This window comes from Stenotrophomonas sp. AGC87 (genome assembly GCF_057333975.1).
On the sequence record NZ_JBHFHW010000015.1, the window covers coordinates 12,569 to 33,294 of the forward strand.

The 20,726-nt window shown below is 65.5% G+C and carries 18 protein-coding genes and 1 pseudogene; 8 read left to right on the forward strand and 11 right to left on the reverse strand.

Annotated features, from left to right (window positions below; all coding sequences use genetic code 11):
* Positions 1–43 precede the first annotated feature (43 nt).
* The gene (locus ACE026_RS06225; RefSeq protein WP_486038385.1) at positions 44–982 is read right to left on the reverse strand and encodes an electron transfer flavoprotein subunit alpha/FixB family protein; all 939 of its coding nucleotides are present in this window, start codon (positions 980–982) and stop codon (positions 44–46) included.
* Positions 982–1,728, reverse strand: a complete 747-nt coding sequence (locus ACE026_RS06230) for an electron transfer flavoprotein subunit beta/FixA family protein (protein WP_353086853.1) — start codon at positions 1,726–1,728, stop codon at positions 982–984. The genes ACE026_RS06225 and ACE026_RS06230 overlap by 1 nt, the downstream gene beginning before the upstream one ends.
* Before the next feature lie 260 nt (positions 1,729–1,988).
* Here ACE026_RS06230 and rfbB point away from each other — a divergent pair, with 260 nt between their 5' ends.
* The 4 genes from rfbB to rfbD are packed head-to-tail and all read left to right on the forward strand — an operon-like array spanning position 1,989 to position 5,404.
* Positions 1,989–3,044, forward strand: a complete 1,056-nt coding sequence (gene rfbB / locus ACE026_RS06235; protein WP_486038386.1) for a dTDP-glucose 4,6-dehydratase — start codon at positions 1,989–1,991, stop codon at positions 3,042–3,044.
* 31 nt (positions 3,045–3,075) lie between these two features.
* On the forward strand, positions 3,076–3,963 hold the full coding sequence (rfbA, locus tag ACE026_RS06240; protein ID WP_486038387.1) for a glucose-1-phosphate thymidylyltransferase RfbA: 888 nt from the start codon (positions 3,076–3,078) through the stop codon (positions 3,961–3,963).
* Entirely contained in the window at positions 3,960–4,517 is a 558-nt protein-coding gene (gene rfbC / locus ACE026_RS06245; RefSeq protein ID WP_486038388.1) for a dTDP-4-dehydrorhamnose 3,5-epimerase, read from the forward strand. Before rfbA ends, rfbC begins: the two co-directional genes overlap by 4 nt.
* A complete protein-coding gene (gene rfbD / locus ACE026_RS06250; RefSeq protein WP_486038389.1) occupies positions 4,514–5,404 on the forward strand; it encodes a dTDP-4-dehydrorhamnose reductase in 891 nt (296 codons plus the stop codon). Before rfbC ends, rfbD begins: the two co-directional genes overlap by 4 nt.
* Positions 5,405–5,471: 67 nt before the next feature.
* Here rfbD and ACE026_RS06255 read toward each other — a convergent pair whose 3' ends face one another.
* A complete protein-coding gene (locus tag ACE026_RS06255) occupies positions 5,472–6,875 on the reverse strand; it encodes a mannose-1-phosphate guanylyltransferase/mannose-6-phosphate isomerase (protein WP_486038390.1) in 1,404 nt (467 codons plus the stop codon).
* A gap of 17 nt (positions 6,876–6,892) precedes the next feature.
* Entirely contained in the window at positions 6,893–8,242 is a 1,350-nt protein-coding gene (locus ACE026_RS06260) for a phosphohexomutase domain-containing protein (RefSeq protein ID WP_486038391.1), read from the reverse strand.
* A 160-nt stretch (positions 8,243–8,402) separates the two neighbouring features.
* On the opposite strand from ACE026_RS06260, the gene ACE026_RS06265 reads away from it, so the two are divergent.
* Positions 8,403–9,137, forward strand: a complete 735-nt coding sequence (locus tag ACE026_RS06265; RefSeq protein ID WP_313209216.1) for a CoA transferase subunit A — start codon at positions 8,403–8,405, stop codon at positions 9,135–9,137.
* 1 nt (position 9,138) lies between these two features.
* Positions 9,139–9,768, forward strand: a complete 630-nt coding sequence (locus tag ACE026_RS06270; protein WP_486038392.1) for a CoA transferase subunit B — start codon at positions 9,139–9,141, stop codon at positions 9,766–9,768.
* On the opposite strand, the gene ACE026_RS06275 is transcribed toward ACE026_RS06270, so the two are convergent.
* A complete protein-coding gene (locus ACE026_RS06275) occupies positions 9,758–12,586 on the reverse strand; it encodes a rhamnan synthesis F family protein (RefSeq protein ID WP_486038393.1) in 2,829 nt (942 codons plus the stop codon). The genes ACE026_RS06270 and ACE026_RS06275 overlap by 11 nt on opposite strands.
* 247 nt (positions 12,587–12,833) lie before the next feature.
* On the opposite strand from ACE026_RS06275, the gene ACE026_RS06280 reads away from it, so the two are divergent.
* On the forward strand, positions 12,834–13,424 hold the full coding sequence (locus ACE026_RS06280) for an alpha-ketoglutarate-dependent dioxygenase AlkB family protein (protein WP_486038394.1): 591 nt from the start codon (positions 12,834–12,836) through the stop codon (positions 13,422–13,424).
* Here ACE026_RS06280 and ACE026_RS06285 read toward each other — a convergent pair.
* The 4 genes from ACE026_RS06285 to ACE026_RS06300 are packed head-to-tail and all read right to left on the reverse strand — an operon-like array spanning position 13,402 to position 16,973.
* On the reverse strand, positions 13,402–14,061 hold the full coding sequence (locus ACE026_RS06285; protein ID WP_088432069.1) for an ABC-type transport auxiliary lipoprotein family protein: 660 nt from the start codon (positions 14,059–14,061) through the stop codon (positions 13,402–13,404). The genes ACE026_RS06280 and ACE026_RS06285 overlap by 23 nt on opposite strands.
* A complete protein-coding gene (locus ACE026_RS06290; protein WP_121042588.1) occupies positions 14,058–14,984 on the reverse strand; it encodes an MlaD family protein in 927 nt (308 codons plus the stop codon). The genes ACE026_RS06285 and ACE026_RS06290 overlap by 4 nt, the downstream gene beginning before the upstream one ends.
* A 3-nt stretch (positions 14,985–14,987) precedes the next feature.
* Positions 14,988–15,818 (reverse strand): ABC transporter ATP-binding protein, encoded by an 831-nt coding sequence (locus ACE026_RS06295; protein WP_486038395.1) that lies wholly within the window; start codon positions 15,816–15,818, stop codon positions 14,988–14,990.
* A 3-nt stretch (positions 15,819–15,821) separates the two neighbouring features.
* Entirely contained in the window at positions 15,822–16,973 is a 1,152-nt protein-coding gene (locus tag ACE026_RS06300; protein WP_486038396.1) for an ABC transporter permease, read from the reverse strand.
* A gap of 121 nt (positions 16,974–17,094) precedes the next feature.
* On the opposite strand from ACE026_RS06300, the gene ACE026_RS06305 reads away from it, so the two are divergent.
* Positions 17,095–18,354: a threonine/serine exporter family protein gene (locus ACE026_RS06305; RefSeq protein WP_486038397.1), complete on the forward strand. Its 1,260-nt coding sequence runs from the start codon at positions 17,095–17,097 to the stop codon at positions 18,352–18,354.
* A 90-nt stretch (positions 18,355–18,444) separates the two neighbouring features.
* Here the strand turns inward: ACE026_RS06305 and ACE026_RS06310 are convergent.
* Positions 18,445–18,819: pseudogene (locus tag ACE026_RS06310) on the reverse strand (H-NS histone family protein); the annotation flags it as partial.
* 152 nt (positions 18,820–18,971) lie between these two features.
* The gene (locus ACE026_RS06315; protein ID WP_486038398.1) at positions 18,972–20,663 is read right to left on the reverse strand and encodes a proline--tRNA ligase; all 1,692 of its coding nucleotides are present in this window, start codon (positions 20,661–20,663) and stop codon (positions 18,972–18,974) included.
* Positions 20,664–20,726: the final 63 nt, after the last annotated feature.

Here is a 20,726-nt window from a genome sequence, read left to right on the forward strand (position 1 = left end):
CCCCCCCCCCCCCCCCCCCCCCCCCCCCCCCCCCCCGCGAAACTCACAGCGCCGCTTCCAACTCCGGCAACAGAGTGAACAGATCCCCCACCAACCCGATATCGGCGATCTCGAAGATCGGCGAGTCTGGGTCCTTGTTGATCGCCACGATGGTGCCGGCGTCCTTGATGCCGGTCAGGTGCTGGATCGCGCCGCTGATGCCCACGGCTACGTACAGCTCCGGCGAGATGATCTTGCCGGTCTGGCCGACCTGCAGGTCGCTGGGCACGTAGCCGGCATCCACGGCGGCACGCGAGGCACCGACGGCGGCGCCAAGCTTGTCGGCCAGCTGGAAGATCACCTTGAAGTTCTCTTCCGAGCCCACACCACGGCCGCCGGAGACCACGCGCTTGGCGCTCTGCAGGTCCGGGCGGTCGGTCGCACCGGCCGCCAGGCCGACAAAGCGGGTGTGGCTCGGCAGGGCCGCATCGACGCTGGCCGCTTCCACGGCAGCGCTGCCGCCCTTGGCTGCTTCCGGCCAGGAGGCGGCACGCACGGTGGCGACCACGATCTGGTCGGCCGGCACCTCCACGGTGATGATCGCGTTGCCCGCGTAGATCGGGCGCTTGAAGCTGTGGCTGCCTTCCACGGTCATCAGGTCGGAGACCTGGTTGACGCCCAGCAGGGCGGCCACGCACGGCATCAGGTCCTTGCCGAAGGTGGTCGAGGGGCCGAACACGTGCGTGTAGCCCTTGGCCAGCTGCGCGATCTGCGGGGCCAGTACCTGTGCTAACGCCTGTGCGTTGGCGGCGTTGGTCACGGTCAGCACCTTGGCCACGCCCGCCAGCTGCGCGGCCTCGGCGGCCACGGCGGCCGGATCGGCGGCCAGCACCAGCACGTCGATGCTGGCGCCGGTGATCGCGGCAGCCGCGCTCACGGTCTTGGCGGTGGCGGCGTTGAGCTTGCCGTCGTGGTGTTCAGCGACAACGAGGATCTTGGTCATTACAGCAACCCCTTCTGCTTGAGTGCAGCGACCAGTTCGGCCGCATCCTTGACCATCACGCCCTTGCTGCGCTTGACCGGCGCGGCGTACTGGGTGGTCTTGAAGGTATCCGCGGCGTCTACGCCGAGGTCGGCCAGCTGCAGGGTCTCCAGCGGCTTGGCCTTGGCCTTCATGATGTCCGGCAGCTTGATGAAGCGCGGTTCGTTCAGGCGCAGGTCGGTGGTGACCACGGCCGGCAGATCCACTTCCAACGTTTCCAGGCCGGCGTCGACTTCACGGGTCACCGTGGCCTTGCCGTCCGCGATCTCCAGCTTGCTGGCGAAGGTCGCCTGCGGGCGGCCCCACAGCGTGGCCAGCATCTGGCCGGTCTGGTTGGCATCGTCGTCGATAGCCTGCTTGCCCAGGATCACCAGGTCCGGCTGTTCCTTCTCGACCAGCTTGAGCAGGGTGCGCGCAGCAGTCAGCGGCTGGATGGCCTGGTCGGTCACGACATGGATGGCGCGGTTGGCGCCCATGGCCAGGCCGTTGCGCAGGTGCGCCTGGGCATCGGCCGGTGCGATCGTGGCAACCACGACCTCGGTGGCGATGCCCTTGTCGCGCAGGCGCAGCGCTTCTTCCAGGGCGATTTCATCGAACGGGTTGGGGGACAGCTTGACGCCGTCGGTGACCACGCCGGAACCGTCCGGCTTGACCTGAATGCGGACGTTGTAGTCCACCACGCGCTTGTACGCGACGAGGATTTTCATCTGGTGCTGGATCCTTCAATAACGGGAGAACGTCCGGTTCTGTTCACAGCAACCGGTTCGGGGGTGGGACAGCGATTCTAACTGGCGCAAGGGCACCATGCGAATGCGTATGGTTATGCTGCGGTGCCGCATAAGTCTGGCAAAAGCAGGGCTGTTCACGCTCATGGAGAGGTCGTGAAGACAGGCGCGATGTATCCTGTTCCGCTGAGTCAGGGCGTGAGAAAGCGTTCCGGACCGTATATCGAACAGGAGAACGGGTAGTGCCCACATGGCTTGTCACCGGCGGAGCCGGATTCATTGGCGGTAACTTTGTCCTCGAAGCCGTCGCGAAGGGCGTGCGCATCATCAATCTCGATGCGCTGACCTATGCGGGTAACCTGAAAACCCTGGCCTCGCTGGACGGCAATCCGGACCATGTGTTCATCGAGGGCGACATCGGTGACCAGGCCCTTGTTTTCCGTCTGCTGGCCGAGCATCAGCCGGACGCCGTGCTGAACTTCGCCGCCGAAAGCCATGTGGACCGCTCCATCGACGGCCCCGGCGCGTTCATCCAGACCAACGTGGTCGGCACCCTGGCGCTGCTCGAAGCGGTGCGCGACTACTGGAAGGCACTGCCGGCCGACAAGGGTTCGGCATTCCGCTTCCTGCACGTGTCCACCGACGAGGTGTACGGCACGCTCGGCGAGACCGGCAAGTTCAGCGAGACCACCCCGTACGCGCCCAATTCGCCGTACTCGGCGTCCAAGGCGGCCTCGGACCATCTGGTGCGCGCGTTCCACCACACCTACGGGTTGCCGGTGCTGACCACCAACTGCTCCAACAACTACGGCCCGTATCACTTCCCCGAGAAGCTGATCCCGCTGGTGATCGCCAAGGCCTTGGCGGGCGAACCGCTGCCGGTCTATGGCGACGGCAAGCAGGTACGCGACTGGCTGTTCGTGAGCGATCACTGCGAAGCGATCCGCACCGTGCTGGCCAAGGGTCAGGTCGGCGAGACCTACAACGTCGGCGGCAATTCGGAGAAGCAGAACATCGAGGTGGTACAGGCGATCTGCGCCCTGCTCGATGCGCGTCGCCCGCGTGAGGATGGCCAGCCGCGCGCCAGCCAGATCACCTACGTGACCGATCGCCCCGGCCATGACCGCCGCTATGCGATCGATGCCTCCAAGCTCAAGGACCAGCTGGGCTGGGAGCCGAAGTACACCTTCGAGCAGGGTATCGGCTTCACCGTGGACTGGTACCTGGACAACCAGGACTGGGTCAACGGCGTGCTCGACGGCAGCTACCGCCTGCAGCGCATCGGCACCACCGCCTGAGGGCGGTGATCACCAGACAGAGGACAACCGCATGACTCAACGCAAGGGCATCATCCTCGCGGGTGGTTCGGGCACGCGCCTGTATCCGATCACCAAGGGCGTCAGCAAGCAGCTGCTGCCCGTGTACGACAAGCCGATGATCTATTACCCGCTCAGCGTGTTGATGCTGGCCGGAATCCGCGACGTGCTGATCATCAACACGCCGCACGAACAGGCGCTGTTCCAGAGCCTGCTCGGCGATGGTTCGCAGTGGGGCATGAACATCGAGTACGCCGTGCAGCCGAGCCCGGATGGGCTGGCGCAGGCGTACCTGATCGGCAAGGATTTCATTGGCGGCAAGCCGAGCTGCCTGGTGCTGGGCGACAACATCTTCCATGGTCACGGTCTGCGCGAAATTCTGCGTGACGCCGACCAGCGCGATACCGGCGCCACGGTGTTCGGCTACTGGGTCAATGATCCGGAGCGCTACGGCGTGGCCGAGTTTGACACCGCCGGTAAGGTCATCGATCTGGTCGAGAAGCCCGCGAAGCCGCGCTCAAACTATGCGGTTACGGGGCTGTACTTCTACGACGGCAACGCCAGCGATTACGCCGCCGAGTTGAAGCCGTCGCCGCGCGGCGAGCTGGAGATCACCGATCTCAACCAGCGTTACCTGCGCGAGGGTAATCTGCACCTTCAGGCGCTGGGTCGTGGCTATGCGTGGCTGGACACCGGTACGCACCAGTCACTGCTTGAAGCCTCCAACTTCATCGAGACCATACAGACCCGTCAGGGCCTGCAGGTCTGCTGCCCTGAGGAGATTGCTTTCGGCCAGGGCTGGATTTCCGCCGAACAGCTGGAAGCGTTGGCGGCGCCATTGATCAAGAACGGCTACGGCCAGTACCTGCATTCGCTGGCATTGCGGGGCGTGGTACCGTGAAGTTGATCGAGACCGCGCTCTCTGGCTGCAAGGTGATCGAGCCGGCCGTCTTTGGCGACGATCGCGGTTTCTTCTTCGAGACCTGGAATGCGGATCGTTTTGCAGAGCATGGCCTGCCGGGCGCATTCGTGCAGAGCAATGTGTCCGCCTCGGCCAAGGGCGTGCTGCGGGGGCTGCATTACCAGTGGCCGCGCCCGCAGGGCAAGCTGGTGACGGTGCTGGAAGGTGAGGTATACGACGTCGCCGTCGATATCCGTCGCGGTTCGCCGACCTTCGGATGCTGGGAAGCGGTCGTGTTGAGCGCGGAGAACAAGCGGCAGTTCTGGATCCCGGAGGGCTTCGCGCATGGCTTCGCGGTGTTGTCCGAGCGTGCGCTGTTCAGCTACCTGTGCACGGACGTCTACGTGAAGGAGAGCGATGCAAGCATCCGCTGGAACGATGCCGACATCGCCGTCGATTGGCCGATCAGCGCACCAACGCTCTCGGGCAAGGATGAAACCGCGCCGTTCCTGAAAGATATTGCCGAGGACCGCCTGCCGGTCTACCAGCTGTGACGATCCTGCTTCTTGGTGCCAACGGTCAGCTGGGTCAGGAACTGCAACGCGCGCTGGCCCCGCTAGGCAGGATCGTGGCGACCACACGCAACGGCACGCTGCCCGATGGCAGCGCGTGCGAAGTGGCCGACTTCGATCAGCCGGCTTCGCTGGCGGCACTGCTGGACCGTGTCCAGCCGACCGTGGTGGTTAACGCGGCCGCGTATACCGCGGTGGACCGGGCCGAGGACGACCGCGAGGCCGCTTTCCGTGCGAACGCCGAGGCACCCGGTGTGCTGGCGCGCTGGTGCGCACAGGCAGGGGTCCCGCTGGTGCATTACTCCACCGATTACGTCTTCGACGGGCAGGGCACGCGCCCCTATCGCGAGGATGACGCGACGGCTCCGCTGGGCGTGTACGGCGCCAGCAAGCTGGCCGGTGAGGAGGCCATCCGCGCGGCCGGTGGCCGCCACCTGATCTTCCGTACCGCTTGGGTATATGCCTCGCACAGCGCGAACTTCCTGCGCACGATGCTGCGGGTGGGTGCGGAACGCGATGTGCTGCGCGTGGTCGCCGACCAGGTCGGTACGCCGACGCCGGCAGCGTTGATTGCCGATGTGACCGTACAGGCACTGCAGCACGATGGCGCGCTGTCGGGTACTTGGCATCTGACGGCCACCGGTGAGACCAGCTGGCACGGTTTTGCCGAGGCCATCTTCATCGAGGCCGTCGCCGCCGGTGTGCTGGCGCGCGCGCCGACCGTCGAGGCGATCACCACGGCCGAGTACCCGACGCCGGCCAAGCGCCCCGCCTATTCGCACCTGGATGTGGCGAAGCTGGAGCAGGATTTCGGTGTCACCCTGCCACACTGGCAGGACGGCCTGAAGCGGGTCATCGCGGACTGCTGACCTTGGCTCTACCGGCAACAAAAAAACCGGCCTTGGCCGGGTTTTTTGTTTATCTGTTTGCCGTCGATCAGGTACGCCCGTACGTATCCTCAAACCGCACAATATCGTCCTCGCCCAGATAGCTGCCGGACTGCACTTCGATCAGCTCCAGCGGCAACTTGCCCGGGTTCTTCAGGCGATGGGTCACGCCCAGCGGGATGTAGGTGCTCTGGTTCTCGGTGAGCAGCAGCACTTCCTCACCCCGCGTGACCTCGGCCGTGCCGCTGACCACGATCCAGTGCTCGGCGCGGTGGTGGTGCATCTGCAGGCTCAGCGTCGCGCCGGGCTTTACCGTGATGCGCTTGACCTGGAAGCGGGCGCCGTTGTCGATCGAGTCGTAGGCGCCCCACGGGCGGTACACCTTGCGGTGCCAGGTCGCTTCGGGGCGGCCATCGGCCTTGATCCGCGCGACCACCTGCTTGATCTCCTGCATGCGGTCGCTCTTGCCGACCATGACCGCGTCATCAGTTTCCACCACGATCACGTCATCCAGGCCGACCAGTGCGATCAGGCGCTCGCCGTAGGCGAAGGTGTTGCGGCAGTCGATCGCGATCACGTCGCCGTGGTGCGCGTTGCCATCCCCATCCTGTTCTGACACGTCACGCAGCGCGGTCCACGAACCGACGTCGTTCCAGCCGGCATCCAGCGGCACGACCACGGCGTCGGCGGTCTTTTCCATCACCGCGTAATCGATGGAGTCCGAAGGAACGGCGGCGAAGGCGTCCTTGTCCAGACGGGTGAAATCGCTGTCGCGGCGCGCCTGCTGCCAGGCGGTGCGGCTGCCGGCCAGCATGGCGGGATGGAACTTCTCCAGCTCGGCCAGGAAGCGCGATGCCTTGAACAGGAACATGCCGCTGTTCCAGAAATACTCGCCCGACTGCACGTACGCGCTGGCGGTTTCCGCATCCGGCTTCTCGACAAACCGATCCACGGCGCGGACATCACCGTTGGAGGCCGCCTTGATGTAGCCGTAGCCCGTTTCGGGGCCGGTCGGCACGATGCCGAACGTCACCAACTTGCCGGACTCCGCGGCCGGTACCGCACGCAGTACCGCGGCACGGAACGCCTGTTCGTCGGCGATCACATGGTCCGAAGGCAGCACCAGCAGCAGCGCATCATCACCATCGCGGGTCGCTTCCAATGCGGCCACTGCGATCGCCGGTGCGGTGTTGCGGCCGACCGGCTCCAGCAGGATTGCCTGCGGCTGCACGCCCAGCTGCTGAAGCTGCTCGGCGGCGACAAAGCGATGTTCCTCGTTGGCGACGATCAGCGGCGCGCGGCCGGCGATCGCCGCCACACGCTGCCAGGTCGCTTGGAGCATGGTCTGTTCACCGGCCAAGGCCAGGAACTGCTTGGGGTAGGACTCACGCGACAGTGGCCACAGGCGGGTGCCGGAGCCACCGGAGAGAATGACGGGAAGAAGGTTCTGCATGGTGGGGGGTACTCGCCTCAGGCGTCCTTGAGCAACTGCGAAATTTCATCGGTGCGTGCGCGCAGCAGTGCTGCGTCACCGCGGGTTTCAACATTCAGCCGCAGCAGCGGCTCGGTGTTGGAGCTGCGCAGGTTGAAGCGCCACTCGCCGAAATCGGCGCTGATGCCATCGGTGTGGTCCAGTGCCGGCGCCTGCGCGGCGTAATGCTCCATCACGCGGGCGACGGAACGCTTGGCATCGGCGACCTTGAAGTTGATCTCGCCGCTGCACGGGAACTTCTGCATGCGCGCTTCGACCAGATCGGCCAGCGAACGGCCGGACTCGGACACCAGCGCAGCGATCAGCAGCCACGGGATCATGCCGGAATCGGCGTAGGCGAACTCGCGGAAATAATGGTGCGCACTCATCTCACCGCCGTAGACGGCATTTTCCGAGCGCATCTTTTCCTTGATGAAGGCGTGGCCGCTCTTGCACAGCACCGGCTGGCCACCGGCTTCCTCGACCATTTCCACCGTGTTCCAGGTCAGGCGCGGGTCGTGCACGATCTTGCCGCCGGGCTGGCGCGCGAGGATCGCCTGGGCGAGCAGACCGACCAGGTAATAGCCTTCGATGAAGCGGCCGTTATGGTCGAAGAAGAAGCAGCGGTCGAAATCGCCATCCCAGGCGATGCCGAAGTCCGCGCCATGCTCGCGCACGGCCTGTGCGGTGAGCTCGCGGTTTTCGGGCAGCAGCGGATTGGGAATGCCGTTGGGGAAGCTGCCATCGGGCTCATGGCAGATGCGGATGAACTCCAGCGGCAGGTGCGGAGCGAGCAGATCCACGATCGTGCCGGCGCCACCGTTGCCGGCATTGACCACCAGCTTGAGCGGCTTGAGCGCCTTGGGTTCGATGTAGCTCAGCAGGTGCGCGATGTAGGCGCTCTTGTCCGGATGCGACTGCAGGCCGGCGCTCGGCGCGGCGGCGGGCGCCTGGTCGGCCTCGACGGCGTCGGAGATGGCGAACAGGCCGGAATCGGAGCTGATCGGGCGCGCCTGCTCCTTGACCAGCTTCATCCCGTTGTAATCCATCGGATTATGGCTGGCGGTGACCATCACGCCACCGGCGGCCTTCAGATGATCCACCTGGAAGTAGACTTCCTCGGTGCCGCACAGGCCGATATCCAGCACCTCACGCCCGGCGCCGCGCAGGCCGGCGGCCAGGGCATCCTGCAGGGCCCCGCTGGTCAAGCGGACATCGTGGCCGACGACCACCGTGCCGGGCGACAGCTGCGCCGCCAGCGCCACACCGATGCGGCGGGCCAGATCTTCGTTCAGTTCATCCGGAACCCGGCCGCGGATGTCGTACGCCTTGAAAGCGGGGAGCGTCATCTTTTCAGTCCTTCTAACAGTCAGCGCAGTAGTTTAGCCGCTGCCGTGTATGGGAATCGTTTTCACCGGGGCGGGTCGGGGCAACGCAGGACCCCGGGGCCGGGGAAAGGCTCGGGCAATGGCTACAATGGCCGCTTACATCAACGAGGTGAGGGCGTAGATGAGCAAGTCCCCAGACAACGCCGGGCGACGTGGCAAGCAGTACGCCAGTGCGGCTGAAGCGCTGCAAGGCGCTATCGCCGACGGTCAGACCCTGGCGGTCGGCGGGTTCGGCCTGTGCGGTATTCCCGAGGCACTGATCGCCGCGCTGCGCGATACCGGTGCCAAGGATCTGACCGTGATCTCCAACAATGCGGGCGTGGATGGCTTTGGCCTCGGCCAGCTGCTGACCACCCGCCAGATCCGGAAAATGATCTCGTCCTACGTGGGCGAGAACAAAGAGTTCGAGCGCCAGTACCTGGCCGGTGAGCTGGAGCTGGAGTTCAACCCGCAGGGCACCCTGGCCGAGCGCCTGCGTGCCGGCGGCGCCGGTATCCCGGCGTTTTTCACCGCAACCGGTTACGGCACGGTGGTGGCCGAGGGCAAGGAAACCCGCGAGTTCGATGGCAAGCACTACGTGATGGAGACCGCGCTGCGGGCCGACGTGGCGCTGGTCAAGGCGTGGAAGGCCGACGAGGCCGGCAACCTGGTGTTCCGCAAGACCGCGCGCAACTTCAACCCGGCCTGCGCGATGGCCGGCAAGCTGTGCATCGTGGAAGTGGAAGAGGTGGTGCCGGTGGGCAGCATCGACCCGGACCAGGTGCACCTGCCGGGCATCTACGTGCATCGCATCGTGCACAACCCGCACCCCGAAAAGCGTATCGAACAGCGTACCGTGCGCCAGGAGGCGAACTGAGATGGCCTGGACCCGCGATGAAATGGCACAGCGCGCCGCGCGCGAGCTGACCGACGGCGCCTACGTGAACCTGGGCATTGGCCTGCCGACCCTGGTTGCCAACCACATTCCCGACGGTGTGGATGTCTGGCTGCAGTCCGAAAATGGCCTGCTCGGCATCGGCCCGTTCCCGACCGAGGCCGAGGTCGACGCAGACCTGATCAACGCCGGCAAGCAGACGGTGACCGCACGCGCGGGTGCCAGCTACTTCGGCAGCCACGACAGCTTCGCGATGATCCGTGGCGGCCACATCAATCTGGCCATCCTCGGCGCGATGCAGGTGACCGACAAGGGTGACCTGGCCAACTGGATGGTGCCCGGCAAGATGGTCAAGGGCATGGGCGGGGCGATGGATCTGGTCGCCGGCGTGCAGCGCGTGGTGGTGCTGATGGAACACACCGCCAAGAGTGGCGAGCACAAGATTCTGCCCGAGTGCAATTTGCCGCTGACCGGTGTCGGCGTGGTGGATCGCATCATCACCGACCTGGCCGTGTTCGACGTTACTGACAAGGGGCTGGTGCTGGTCGAGGCGGCCCTTGGCGTGGGTATTGAGGAGTTGAAGGAAAAGACCGGCGTGGCGTTCAGCGGCTGACCGGTCCGGTGACACCGGCCGCGACTCTGCCGCGGCCGGTGAAGCTGTCGTCCGTGGACAGTGTTTCCAGCCAGGAGCCAGCGGACCAATGGCCATTGGCCAAGCACTGAAGCGGCTGCAGCACACCCTCGGGGTCGAAGTTCAGGTGTTGCACATCCTCTCCTAAGGCCGCGCAGGTGTCAGCGATGAAGGTCAACGCCCCCTGATGGACCTGAGCAAGGGACGCCTGACCGGCTGCTGACAGTTCTGGCGGCGCGAACATCGCCTCGCGTCCATTGCCGGCGTTCTGGAAGCCGCAGAATTGACCGGATGGCGCTGCCAGCAACGCCTCAAGCAGCAGGTCATGGGCAAGAATCGGCGAGTCCTCGTCCGGCGCAGTACGCCCGTCGTGATACCGGGCTGCGGCCCAACCATGTCCCTCCACCTTCCGGGCGGTGGCACGCAATGCGAAGTACGCTCCCCCCAAGGGGCGGTCAATGATGCTCGACAGATAGGTCTGGATGGTGCCGGCGTAGCCGATATCCGCGACCAGGGCAGCATCGTCACCAACGGTTTCGCGCCAATAGTCCAGGTAGGCATCGCGCTCGCGCGCCGAGATGTTCAGTAGGGAGGGTAGCGCCGGCGCCAATGTCGCGATGGCCTGATCCAGCATTTCAGGCAGATAGATGTCGCGATCTGCCAGGGTGCCCACCTGCTCGCGTATGGCCACAGCGGCTTCTTCGCCCAAGCGCGAGGCAACAAGGTTCACCAGCGGGCCGGTGTAAGTACCATGCAGCAGCCGCTCAAGATCGCTTGCTTCACGCAGGCTGGCCATGCCCGCGGCGCGTCGAGATACTAGAAGGTATGACGACCTCAGCGATTGGAGAGCTGGCGCGCTGCCGGCCAAGACATCCCATGCTTGCTGCAGCAGAAACCCCTCGCGGCTGAGAAAGAGCACCATTCCGATCTCGCGCTCTTTCGCGAGGTTCGCCAGCCAGGTCAGGTAATCCAGAACGACAGGCCCCAGGACGGTGTATCCAGCACTGTAGGCATCCAGTGTGGGGCGCGGCGAGAGATGTGTCGGATTTCGATCGCCTACTGCGGCGAAATGGTTGGCGAGCAGACCCCGCCACAACTGCTCAGGCCACGGTGCGTTGAGCCCGGCTGCATGCCGAAGCGGGCGCAGCGCCGGCACCATGTCCAGCAACGCCGAAGGGCGCACGATATGAACGGGGGAAATGAGGCCGCACAACTGTGGAATCTGCACGTCGGCGTGTTCGTTGTCGCCTACGTGCAGCCAGCGTTTCGTCGGGATGCCTTCGCGCTGTGAGATCGCCGCCCATGTGGCGGGATCGTCCTTGCGCATGGCTGTCTCGCACGACACCCACCATTCCGAGGTGAGCGCCAGCACGGCGGGCGGCAGCACGCGGCGGAGCACTGCGGCCGGCAGGTACATGTCCGATAGCGCGACAAGGCGTTTGCCTCGCAATGCCTGCATGGCTGCCAGCACCCCTTCGCGCGGACACAGTAGACGCTGCTCGGTGGTGACTTCCAGTTCCAAGAGCGCCTGCGGATCCACGGGGGATTCCAATGCAGGGAACTGCGCGTAGATCTCCGGAAGTGTGGGGTCGCGTCCGCTTGAAATGCGCGCGCGCTCCTCCGCTAGCTGGCGGGCTCCAGAGAAATCATCGACGCCAAACTGGGCCAGGGCTTTGAAGGAGAGATAGTCGCGCGCGGCGTGTGGTGACAGGAACGGACGGGTCACCAATGTATCGAATACATCGGTGGTGACCAGATCCGCATCCAGCGTGGAGAGCTGGATGCGGGTGGCAATCGGTGTAGCGAACGCCTCTGTCCAGTTGCGCTGCCCTTCGCTGATCAGGTGCGGTGTATCACCCGGGGCAAGCACGCCGACAAGCAGGCCCTGGTGGCGCGTGATGGTGGCCAGAAGGCGCTCCACCGCGTGCTGCAGGGTGCCATCCACTTGGCCGGCTTCGGTGGGGAAATCGCTGGTAGTCAGATTCAAGGCGAAGAGCGGGCGCAGCGCATCGACCCGCGCCCAGAACATGGAGCCTGCCGGATAGTCGATGTAAGCGTTGCGATCTATCTCCATGCCCAGCCGTGCCGCCAATGCTGCGCAGACATCGGCGTTGCTCAGCCATGTGTGGGCCCAGGGCGGGAGGCTTTCATAGGTTTCCGGGTAGACCATACCCAGACGTGGCTCGGCAGCGAACATGCCCAGAATCCAAGCGACCCGCGTTTCGTTGCCCAGCAGTGAACGCAGCAGGTAGCGCCGCCACTGCTCCTGCTCGCTGCCCGTGTACAGCGACTTCTTGGTGTGGATATGGCCGATGATATCCAAGGCCACGATCTCGTCGCGGAACGTAACCAGCAGCGGCGCGATATCGCGGCCCCGATTGGGCACGACGCGGACGTGCAATGCAGAAAGATGGGGAAGCCTTGCAAAACGCTCTTCAGCCTGGAGCTTGGCCGTATCGTCCATCACGGACACGAGCAACTCGAACGGCAAAGGGATGTGCGCCAACAGCTCAGCGAACTCTTCTATCAGATCCGGATAGTACACATGCGCCATGAGCCCCACGCGTTGCTGGAGCCGGGCAAGGGGCACGGGCGCGGGAAACAGGTGCTCAACTGGCTGCGCAACCTGGATCCGTGATGCACTGGCCTGCTTGAGTCGATTGACGAGCCCACGAACACCCATTGCAGAGGCGACCTTGAAAGCGCGCCGCAGTACCGACCACAGCCCGGTCAGCCCACCGCCATGCCGGGAGACCGCTTGGCTGGCTGCACGGACCGCGCGGGTCACAGAGGAGGTCATCGCGTCACATCCTGGTGGCGCGCAGCGAGCGGCGTTGGTGCAGTGAAGTGGCGCGCGATGGGTACAGCCTCGCTGGCAGCCGGCGCTGTGTTTGAAGCGCTGAGGCGAAGTGGGGCCATGGAATGCTCTTTGAACGATGCCGGTCCGGCAGGCGCTCATTTTCGATCTTTGGTGGACAGGGGGCAAATCCACAGCTCCTGCCATGGTCCCGATACGCATTCCAGCAAAGGGGTGCTAGCGTCACCCCATGGATCTCCACCTCCCCGACGCCCAGGTGCACTGGCACCGCCACTGGCTCTCCCGTGACACCGCCGACACCCTCCAGCGCACGCTCCGCGACGACGTCCCATGGGAGGTCCACAAGATCCGCATGTTCGGCCGCCAGGTCGATTCCCCGCGCCTGAGCTGCTGGATGGGCGACCCGGCCGCGCGCTACCGCTATTCCGGAACCGAGTTCGTCCCAGCGCCCTGGCATCCGGCGCTGCTGCCGCTGCGCGATCAGCTGGCAACCTTCTGCGGCGCGCCGTTCAACAGCGTGCTGCTCAATCGCTACCGCGATGGCGATGACGGAATGGGCTGGCACAGCGACAACGAACCCGAACTGGGGCCGGCGCCCGTGATCGCGTCAGTGAGCCTGGGCGCGCCGCGGCGGTTCCTGCTGCGCCGCCGGGACGACCATGCCAAAAAGGCCGAGGTGCTGCTGGACCATGGCGATCTGCTGATGATGGGCGGGCAGACCCAGCGCCATTACCAGCATTCCCTGCCCAAAAGCGCGCGACCGCTGGCCGAGCGCCTCAATCTGACCTTCCGCTGGATTACCGCACCCGGGTCGGCGTGACCGCAGCGCGGGCGTGATCCTGCTCGCCGGTGACCAGCGTCCAGCCCACCACATTCGTGGTCAGCGTCTGCAGCCCCTGTTCCAGCGCGGCGGTGACCTGGGCGACGTCGGTGCTGCCGACCGGGTTTTCCTGGCGGAAGGTGCGATCGGCGACCACGCGCTGGTCGATCACGTGGATCAGTTTGGCGTTGACCTCGATCAGCGCGGTCGGCGTGGCCTGGCCGCGGTAGTCGGCTTCGAAGCGGCGCACGTCCATGGCCAGTTTGTAGTCGGCGCGGATGCCGGTGGTGACCCGGGCCACGCCGTTGATGCGGCCCGAGTCTTCGAAGCCGCGCACCAGCGCGTCATCGAGCATGTCGGTGGCCGGCTGGGCCCAGCTCACGCCCTTGTAGACCTCCAGTTCGGAGGGGGTCGGGCGCACGTTGATGCGCGGGCTGTCGACCACGCGTGCGGCGCTGGGCTTGACCAGTACCAGCTGCCAATCGACGGTCGGCCAGCTCGGATCGGCCTGGATGCGGACCACGGGCGAATAGATGGTCACCGCGCTGCGCTCGTTGCTGCCCAGCAGCGAGCAGCCGCCGAGCGCGGCGATCAGGGCGATCGGCAGCAGGGGCCGGAAGAAGGTCGGGCGGCTCATTTGGGTTCGAACTCCTTGGGTGCGTCACGGCCGAGCAGGTAGCGTGCCGGGTTGTTGTCCAGGCGGTCGCTGACCCGGCGCAGGTCGCGGATCAGGCCACGCAGCTCGGTCAGGGTCGGGCCGAGCTGGGCCAGGCCATCATTGGCGAAGCTGTTGATCGCGGCGCGGTTCTCGCCAAGGATCGAATCGGCGTTGCCGGCGGCCGAGTCCAGCTTGCTCAGCGTGGTCTCCAGCTTGTCCAGGATCGGCGGCAGCTGCTGCACCAGGTTCTTGTCCAGGCGCTGGATGGTGCCGTTGGTGCTCTTCAGGGTGACATCCAGGCTGCGCGCGGCATCACGCGCGCTGAGCAGCAGCGCCTGGGTGCCCTGGTCACGATCGGCCAGGCCGCCGCTGATGGTTTCCAGGTTGGCCAAGGTGGCGTTGATGCTGGCCACGTTGCGGTCGCTCAGCACCTGGTCCATGCGCTCGACGATGCGGTTGGCCACGTCGGTGATGTTCTGCAGCGCGGACGGCGTGGTTGGGATGATCGGGGCGGGGTCCTTGTTGACCGCGGTCAGCGCGGCGGACTGCGGGGTGCCGCCACTGAGCTGGATGATCGATGGGCCGGTCAAGCTGGTGATCGCCAGCTTGGCGCGGGTGTCGGTCTTGACCGGCGTATTGGAGTTCAGGCGGATCCGCGCGACCACCTGGCGCGGATCGTCCGGCACCAGGTTCAACTCGGTGATCGAGCCGACTGCGATGCCGTTGTACTGCACCGGGCTGCCCACCGACAGGCCGGTGACCGCCTCGCGGAACACCACGCGGTATTCCGTCCAGGTGCGGTCGGAGGAGTACTTGGCGGCCCACAGGCCGAAGGCCAGCAGCGCCAGTCCCACCACCAGGGTGAAGGCGCCGATCAGGACGTAATTGGCTTTGGTTTCCATGGCTTACTCGCTCTCGTGCTTTGCATCGCGCGCAGCACGCGCGCGCGGTCCGTGGAAGTACTCCTGGATCCACGGGTGGTCCAGTTGTTCGATCTCGTGCAGCGGCGCATTGGCGATGACCTTCTTGTCGGCCAGCACCGCCACCCGGTCACAGATCGCATACAGCGTGTCCAGATCATGTGTGATCAGGAAGACAGTCAGCCCCAGCGCTTCCTGCAGGGTCTTGATCAGGCGGTCGAAGGCGGCCGCGCCGATCGGGTCCAGCCCGGCGGTGGGTTCATCCAGGAACAGCAGCGGCGGATCCAGCGCCAGCGCCCGGGCCAGGCCGGCGCGCTTGCGCATGCCACCGGACAGCTGCGAGGGCAGCTTGTTGATCGCATCGGCGGGCAGGCCGGCCAGTTTCACTTTGAGCAGGGCCAATTCGTAATGCCAGCGCTCGGGCAGCTCGCCGTGATGTTCCTTCAGCGGCACCTGGACGTTCTCGCCCACGGTCAACGAGGAGAACAGTGCGCCATCCTGGAACAGCACACCGGTGTTGCGTTCGATGTGCAGACGGTTGGTAGGGTCGCTGGAGCGGGCATCGACGCCCAGCACCTCGATCTGACCATCGTCCGGCGTGCGCAGGCCAAGGATGCTGCGCATCAACACCGATTTGCCGGTACCCGAGCCGCCGACCACGCCGAGGATCTCGCCGCGGCGCACATCCAGGTCCAGCCCGTCGTGTACCACCTGCGCACCGAAACGGTTGGTCAGCCCGCGCACACGGATCAGCAGTTCGTCGTCATCGCTGGCGGCAGCGTCGCGGTCAGGGGCCGGGGCGGTGTCGGTGATCATCGGTTACCAGCCCATCTTCATGAACCACAGCGCGGCGAATGCGTCCAGGATGATCACCAGTGAAATGGCCTGCACCACGCTGGAGGTGGTGCGCTCGCCGACCGACTGCGCGGTGCCTTCCACCTTCAGGCCTTCCAGGCAGCCGATCAGGCCGATCACCAGCGCAAACACCGGCGCCTTGGACAGGCCCACCAGCATGTTCCGCACTTCCATGGTGTCGTGCATGCGCGCGATGTACATCTGCGGCGGAATATCCAGATCGAACGCGCCCACCGTGATGCCACCGGCCAGGCCGGCGACCATGGCGATGAAGGTCAGCAGCGGCAGCGTGATCAGCAAGGCGATCAGGCGCGGCAGCACCAGCAGGTCGACCGGGTCCAGGCCCAGCGTCTTCATCGCGTCGATTTCTTCGCGCGCCTTCATCGCACCGATCTGCGCGGTGAACGCACTGGCAGTGCGGCCGGCCAGCACGATGGCGGTCAACAGCACCGCGAACTCGCGCAGGAAGGCGATGCTGACCAGCTCGACCACGTATATCTCGGCGCCGAAGTCGCGCAGGATCGTCGAGCCGAGGAAGGCGATCACCGCGCCCACCAGATAGGAGAGCAGTGCCACCAGCGGCACCGCATCCAGGCCGACCTGTTCCATCTGGGCGACGGTGGCGGTGAGACGGAAACGGCGCGGTTCCTTGATCAGGCGCGCACCCTTGACCAGGTTCTCACCGAGGAAGCTGGCCAGCGCCACGATGTTGTGGCCCATGCCGTGCACGCTGACACCCAGCCGTTCCAGTGCGGCCAGCACGCCGAAGTCGCGCCTGGCCTTGGGCCGGTCGTCGGCGACTTCCTCGATGGTCGAGACCAGCGCACGATGCTCCTCGCGGAATGTCACCGCATCCTCGCCGAGATCGGCGCGGTGGGCCACGCGCAGCAACTGCAGCACGCCGGCCGAGTCGAGCAGGGTGATCCCGCTGGCGTCCAGACCGGTCACGTTCTCCGGAAGGCCGCGCAGCACTTCGGCCGCGTCCAGCGCGGTGCGCAATGTCCAATGGCCAGACAACCGGATCAGACCGGGGTCTTGGGCATCCTGCTCGAGATGGGGGGCTTGGTCTGAGGTCATGTAGGCGTCCTGCGCGCAGCATAACCTGTCCGGGTGCATGGCTCGCGTATGCGCCGGAGCGGGCTGAACGCGTCGGTCAGTGTGGCCCGGGCCTGCACGCCGGCGCACGATGACACCGGGATTCTTCAGGCCGGGGCGTGTTCGGGTAATACTACGGCGCATGTCTGCCGACGCCCCCACCATCGTTGCACCACCGGCCACCTACGCACAGCGCGTGGCCTTCGTTTCGGAAATGGCCGGGCGCCTGCACAGCTATGGCACCACCGCGCAGCGGCTGGAAGCGGCCGTGGTCGCGCTGGCGCAGCGTCTGGACCTGGATTGTGAGCCGTGGTCGAATCCGACCGGCCTGATCCTGAGTTTCAGCGACCCGACCAAGGCGATCGGTTCATCGGATATCACCCGCGTGATCCGGCTGGCACCGGGCGAGAACGACCTGCATAAACTCAGCATCGCCGATCAGATCACCGATGCGGTGGCCAACGGCACCATGAGCATCGCGCAGGGCCATACCGCACTGCGCCAGCTGGACCAGGATCCGGGCCGTTGGGGCAAGATCCGCACCATTCTTTCCTACAGCCTGGGCGCAGCGGGCGTGGCCGGCCTGTGGAAACTGCCGTGGCTGGATATCGCCACCGCCGGCGTGATCGGCCTGCTGATCGGCGTCATGGGCATGTATACCGACCGCCGCCCGGCCACGCGCGAGGCCAACGAAGCGTTGGCCGCACTGCTGGCCGGCTCGGTGGCGACGCTGGTGGCCTCCTTCATCGGGGCGCTGAACCTCAACACGGTGATCATCGCCTCGCTGGTGGTGCTGCTGCCGGGGATGTCGCTGACCAATGCGGTCAATGAGCTGGCCAGCCAGCATTGGGTTTCGGGCACGGCGCGGTTTGCCGGTGCGGTGACCACGATCCTGAAACTGACGGTGGGTGCGGTGATCGCGGTGACCCTGTCCGGCATCGTCGGGCTGGAACCGCTGGTGCGCGCCTCGCGGCCGCAGGCCGATTGGGTCGAGTGGGGCGCGTTGCTGCTGGCCGCGTTCGCGTTCGCGATGTTGTTCAAGGCCAACCGCCGCGATTTCCCCTGGGTGATGGCGGCGGCCGTCGCCGGTTATGCGATCTCCAAATTCGCGGGCCAGGCGTGGGGCATTCCGGCCGGCATTTTCATGTCCGCGATGCTGCTGACCGCCGCCGGCAATCTGTTTGGTCGGCTGGCGCAGCGCCCGGGCGCGATCATCCGCCTGCCCGGCATCATCATGCTGGTGCCCGGCAGTACCAGCCTGCGCGGCGTGCTGACGCTGGTCCAGCAGCAGGACATGAGCGCCGGCCAGACCGTGCTGATGACCGTGCTCAACGTGGTGATGGCGCTGGTGGCCGGCCTGCTGTTCGGCAATCTGCTGATCCCGGCGCGCAAGAATCTTTGACCATCCCGGTCACCGCGCGCGCCATCAACGGGTACGAAAACGCCGGCGCGAAGCCGGCGTTTTCATGTACTGCAGTGACTGACCGGCTTACTTCTTGATCAGGAACTCTTCAACCTTCTTGCCCTTGGCGGTATGCGCGGCCAGCCAACGCGGCTGCTTGCCACGGCCGGTCCAGGTTTCCTTCGGGTTGGCCGGGTTGCGATACTTCGGGGCGACCTTGCCGAGCTTGCGCACGGCCTTGGCCGGGGCCTTGGTGGCCTTGCTCGCGGCACGGCCACGTGCGGCCGGGGCAGCGCCGCCGAACAGTTCTTCCACCGAATAGCCCTGGGCCTTGGCCAGCTTGGTCAGCTGTGCGCGGACCTTGGTGATCGCCGGACGCTTGGCCACGATGGTCTGCTGCTTCTTGGCGTTCTTGATCAGCGCGCCCAGCTCTTTGGCGGACAGGCCGCTCAGGTCAATGCTCATCTACTACTCCGCAATATATTAAGGACAGGGTGAGCCGGTCCTTGGCATCGGAAACAGCATACATTCTCTTTTGCGAAATACACAAACAAACCGGAGATATTGAAACCGGGTCCGCCATTGAAAAGGCCGGGTTATTCGCCCGGCCTTTGTCATTACTTCGTCAATTTTGCCAGCAGCGCGTCCTTGTCGAGGACCTCCGCTTCGGCGGCATTGCGCGCGCGGTACTCGAACGTGCCGGCGGCGACGCCGCGTTCGGACACCACGATCCGGTGCGGGACACCGATCAGTTCCATGTCGGCGAACATCGCGCCCGGGCGCAGGCCGCGGTCATCCAGCGCCACATCCAGGCCGGCGGCCTGCAACTGCGCAAGCAGCTCGGCGGCGGTGGACGACACGGTCTCGTCCTGCTTCGGGTTGATCATGCAGACCACGACCTGCCACGGCGCCATCGCGTCCGGCCAGATAATGCCGGCGTCGTCGTGATTCTGTTCGATCGCCGCCGCCACGATGCGCGAAATGCCGATGCCGTAGCAGCCCATCGCCAACACCGCAGCCTTGCCGTTTTCGTCAAGCACGGTCGCATTCAACGCCTGCGCATACTGGCGGCCGAGCTGGAACACATGGCCGACTTCGATGCCGCGCGCGATCTTGAGTTCACCGCCATCGGCGGCACGATCACCGGCCTTGGCGTTGCGGATGTCCGCCACTTCCGGTTCGGGCAGGTCGCGGCCCCAATTGACGCCGGCGATATGGAAACCGGCTTGGTTGGCACCGATGACGAAATCGGCCAGCGCGGCGACGTCGCGGTCGGCCACGATGCGGATCGGCTGGGCCGGGTTGAGCGGGCCGAGGAAGCCCGGCTCGCTGCCCAGATGCGTGGCGATCTCCGCCTCGCTGGCCATGCGGTAGCCCTGCAGGCCCTCGACCTTGCCGAGTTTGATTTCATTGACATCGTGATCGCCGCGCACCAGCGCCAGCACGAAACCGGCCTCGCTCATGATCGCGATCGACTTGACCGTGCGCTCCAGGCCCAGGCCGAGCAGGGCGGCCACGGCTTCGCAGGTCTTCTGCGTGGGCGTATCGATCCTGCGCAGCGCTTCGCTGGCGGCCGGGCGCTCACCCGGGGCCGCGGCGATGGCCGCTTCCATATTGGCCGCGTAATCCGAGCCGGTGGAAAACACCAGCGCGTCTTCGCCCGACTCGGCGATCACGTGGAATTCCTGCGAGGCGTCGCCACCGATCGCGCCGGAGTCGGCCTGCACCATGCGGAAATCCAGGCCCAGGCGGGTGAAGATGCGGCTGTAGGCCGACTTCATGTTTTCGTATTCGCGCACCAGGCACTCATCGTGCAGGTGGAAGGAATAGGCGTCCTTCATCAGGAATTCGCGCGAGCGCATCACGCCGAAGCGCGGGCGGATCTCATCGCGGAACTTGGTCTGGATCTGGAAGAAATTGACCGGCAGCTGCTTGTAGCTGGACAGCTCCTGGCGCGCGAAGTCAGCGGCGGCCTCTTCAGCGGTCGGGCTGTAGCAGAACACCTGCTCCTTGCGATCCTTGATCTTCAGCAGCTGCGGGCCGAACTTTTCCCAGCGGCCGGTGGCTTCCCACAGTTCCTTGGGCTGGATGGTCGGAATCTGGAATTCCACCGCGCCGGCACGCTCCATTTCCTCACGCACGATGCGCTCGACCTTGCGCAGCACGCGCAGGCCCAGCGGCGACCAGGTGTACAGCCCCGAGGCCAGCTTGCGGATCATGCCCGCGCGCAGCATCAAGCGGTGGCTGGTCAGCTCCGCGTCGCTGGGGGTTTCCTTGGTGGTGTGCAGGTGGAACTGGGAGAGGCGCATCGTCGGCTTCGCTGAACGGCAGAAGCCGATATTCTGCCAGTCCGGCCGCCGCGATGGGTGTTG